At 59.8% G+C, this 3123-nt stretch carries 5 protein-coding genes; 1 reads left to right on the top strand and 4 read right to left on the bottom strand.

What is annotated here, in order from left to right; all coding sequences use genetic code 11:
- The 4 genes from H0V78_10965 to H0V78_10950 form a co-directional block, all read right to left on the bottom strand.
- The coding region (locus H0V78_10965; GenBank protein MBA2352271.1) for a prepilin-type N-terminal cleavage/methylation domain-containing protein at positions 1-544 on the bottom strand (544 nt) is incomplete at its 3' end.
- A gap of 8 nt (positions 545-552) precedes the next feature.
- Positions 553-1164, bottom strand: coding sequence for a type IV pilus modification protein PilV (pilV, locus tag H0V78_10960; GenBank protein MBA2352270.1), 612 nt, complete (start codon positions 1162-1164; stop codon positions 553-555).
- Positions 1165-1196: 32 nt separating this feature from the next.
- Complete coding sequence (locus H0V78_10955) at positions 1197-1763, bottom strand: GspH/FimT family pseudopilin (GenBank protein ID MBA2352269.1); 567 nt, start codon at positions 1761-1763, stop codon at positions 1197-1199.
- Between the two features lie 7 nt (positions 1764-1770).
- A complete protein-coding gene (locus tag H0V78_10950; GenBank protein MBA2352268.1) occupies positions 1771-2196 on the bottom strand; it encodes a type IV pilin protein in 426 nt (141 codons plus the stop codon).
- Positions 2197-2321: 125 nt separating this feature from the next.
- Between H0V78_10950 and H0V78_10945 the strand changes: the two genes are divergently transcribed.
- Positions 2322-3123: FAD-dependent oxidoreductase (locus H0V78_10945; protein MBA2352267.1), on the top strand; the 802-nt coding region annotated here is incomplete at its 3' end.

The raw sequence follows: 3123 nt of genomic DNA, 5'->3' as shown, positions 1-3123 counted from the left end.
GGATATCGGCGGCCGATGCATCGGCCTGCAGGTAGACCTCATTTAAAATCGGGGTCGCAGTCGCGCCGGGGGCCGCCGTAATGCCGGCCGCACCACCGGTTTCGAGCAGCACTTCGGTTTGAGCGCGGCGTATGACGACGACATCGGTCCCCGGAACATGGTTGGCATCGCTTAAACAGCCAGACAAGGGCGCCGGCACCGTAGCCGGCACGTTGTCATAGCCCTGAACGGGCAAAGGCAGTGCTGCAAGCAAATCAGCGGCCGCGGTGCTGCATGGATCAGGCAGCGGGGCCGGGTATGCCATCTGCGCGCCGACACGCGGCGGCAAGTTGTCGAATTCGCCATAAAATCCGGAGTGGCGCAGATCCTGGCCCAGCAAATCCATCGCGTAGCGTCCGTTTTCGATTTGCTGCGATGACTTGAACAACTCGGCCTGAGACCGACTCGAATTGACGAACAGCGTGCTCAAACCCGCAAGCAGTAAGAGGCCGATAGAGATAGAGACCATCAGCTCGACGAGCGAAAACCCGATCTGATCTTTCATGGCGGTAATCATTTCAATTTGGCGATGCGCAGCGTAGTCCATACCACGCGCCGTCTCGTTTCCGAGCCATAAAGGTTTGCACCGCAGGAGATTGCATTACTCGTTGCCGTTGTTGCGCCCGCCAGCGCAGCAGGAGCCGAAGTTTCCGCAATTCCCTGCCAGGCGACAGCGATCGCATAACTGTTGGTTGCGGGATCGCGAGTGACGCATCCGCGCGCCCCCGTCATTGCGCCGATGTTGTTGCCACCTGAAACCTCGGCGGTCCCCGTCAACAAGTTGTTCCATTCGGTCAGATCATTGATCGCTAACTGCTGGGTAGCGGCGGAGCCGTATCCGCTACACGCCGCGGTCGCGGTGGCTGAACTGCCTAGATAAGGCGTACCGCTGCTTGTAGTGATGTCGTAGCACGGTGTGGTTTCGCGGTTCCGATTGATGCGATCGGCCATGTCATTGAGCAGGACCAGCGCCTGCGCGCGCTGGTACGACTCAAACTCGGCTTGCTGCGCGCGCGCTTGCAATCCGGAGATACCGAGCAGACCGAACATTAAAATCACCAGCGTGATCAATACCTCGATCATGCTGAAGCCGGCGGACGCCCGTCGATCAGGAATTTCCGTCATTCGCGACTCCTTTGCTACATCGTAAGAGTTGATCAATTGCAGCCATCGGATGCATCGCGGTTGGTATCGACTTTCATATTTGGCCGGCCACTCGGATCGACCCCTATGCAGCGCGCGATGACAGCGCTTTTGCCGGCGACGCTCAAAACCAGGCTCGGCGCCGGCATGTTTGGAGCTGCCGTGTTGAGTCGGCCATCGCGACGATAGGTCATCGTCGTCTCCGGTGATGACGGCACGACCGTCAGATTAGCGATGGCTTGCTGGGTCTTCAGCGGGGTTGCTCCGGCTTGGACCGTCCACCCATTGGCCCAGGAAGCGCCGCTTCGAACGATGTTGACGTCGCCGTTGCGCTTAATCGCTTCGCTTCTTGCAAAAACCAGCGTTGCATGAATATCGGATACCGCGACCTTTAGCCGCTGATTGAGAACCAGGTTGTTGAACGAGGGCGCGGCAAGGGAAGCGAGAATGGCGAGAACCGCAACCATTGTCATCAGCTCGATCAGGGTGAAGCCGCCGATGCGCGCGGGAATTGCATCGGCCCGGGCAAACAGCTTCGAGGTCAGCAGAGCGCCCAATCTCATCCTGAAAGCGGGTTTCATGGTTATCTCATTTCCATTTTGCAGTCGGTGATTTAACACCGAGGTTGTCCAGCGCGAGCGTGCCGTCACCCGCTTGACTACCGCCCGCAACCGGCGCTGCCGTTATCGTGTATCCCGGAGCGGGCCCGGCGACGAGGGCCACGCTCACTGTGTACAGGCCGGTAACTTCAGGAGGAATAGCCATGTTCAGACCGGGCGTGGTGGTGATTGCGGTCGTGTAGGTGCGCGCATCGAGAATAAACTGCTCCTGCCGGTTGGCGATGTCGAGCATGAACTGCTGGACCGCGGAACGTTTGGCGCGCACCACATACTGCAGGTAGGACGGGTAGGCGACCGAAGTCAGAATGCCGACAATGACGATGACGACCATCAACTCGATCAGCGTGAAGCCGCGCCCCTTTTGCGAATCGATTGTTTCCTTCCAGTTGCGCATATTGAGCCTCTAGTCACCGTTAATGGCAGCCATCCTATGCGGGCAAACAGAGGGCCGCGAGCCACATCCGATGAGAGGACAGTTTGCTAGAATGAGTGGTCTTTTTCTGCCGCTGACCGGAGCGCGTGTATCCCGATTTCATCATTGTCGGCGCCGGCGTGATCGGTCTTGCGACTGCGTATGAACTGGCGCGGCGCGGCGCATCAGTCACGCTGATCGAGCGCGGCCGAGTGGGCCGCGAATCGTCGTGGGCCGGGGCCGGTATCCTGTCGGTGCTGCCGCCGTGGGATTATGACAATGCGGTAATCGATCTCGCCCGCTACAGCGAATCGCTCTACCCGGATTGGGTTGCGTCACTGGAAGAAGCGAGCGGAATCGACTGCAAATATCGGCGTTCGGGCATGCTGATGCTCGCCATGGACGACGATGAGCGCGACGACGTTCGCGCGCGCCAATGGCTGGCGGCTTCTTGCGCGGGAAGTGAGAAAGTTGCGGCGCGCGCCATCGTGCCGCAACTTTCCGTGGAACGCGAAGCGTGGTGGTTACCGAGCGCCGCTCAGGTGAGGCCGCCGCGCCTGCTCAAAGCCTTGCGCGGCGCGCTTTCGCGCATGGATGTCAATGTCATCGAGAACAGTGAAGTTCTTGGCTTTTGCCAGGCCGGCTCACGCATCGTTTCACTGCGCTGCGGTAAGGCAGAAGCGGGCGGCGGCCAGTTCGTCGTCTGCGCCGGCGCATGGAGCCAGCGCCTGCTTGGCGAGCACGCGCTCGCGCTCGATATCCAGCCGGTGCGTGGGCAAATGCTGTTATTCAACTGCGCGCCGCATACACTGGGCCCGATGCTGCTCGAAGACGATTTTTATCTGGTGCCGCGCGCGGATGGCCACATTCTGGCGGGCAGCACAGTCGAAAATGTCGGCTTCGATAAAT

It is taken from the genome of Burkholderiales bacterium, from assembly GCA_013695435.1.
GTDB lineage: Bacteria > Pseudomonadota > Gammaproteobacteria > Burkholderiales > JACMKV01 > JACMKV01.
Note: the sequence above shows the minus strand (reverse complement) of the source record. Positions and strands in the feature narration are given on the sequence as shown.

Coding starts and splice junctions, on each gene's coding strand:
- pilV (MBA2352270.1), bottom strand. CDS start 1,164: ATGACGGAAATTCCTGATCGACGGGCGTCCGCCGGCTTCAGCATGATC.
- H0V78_10955 (MBA2352269.1), bottom strand. CDS start 1,763: ATGAAACCCGCTTTCAGGATGAGATTGGGCGCTCTGCTGACCTCGAAG.
- H0V78_10950 (MBA2352268.1), bottom strand. CDS start 2,196: ATGCGCAACTGGAAGGAAACAATCGATTCGCAAAAGGGGCGCGGCTTC.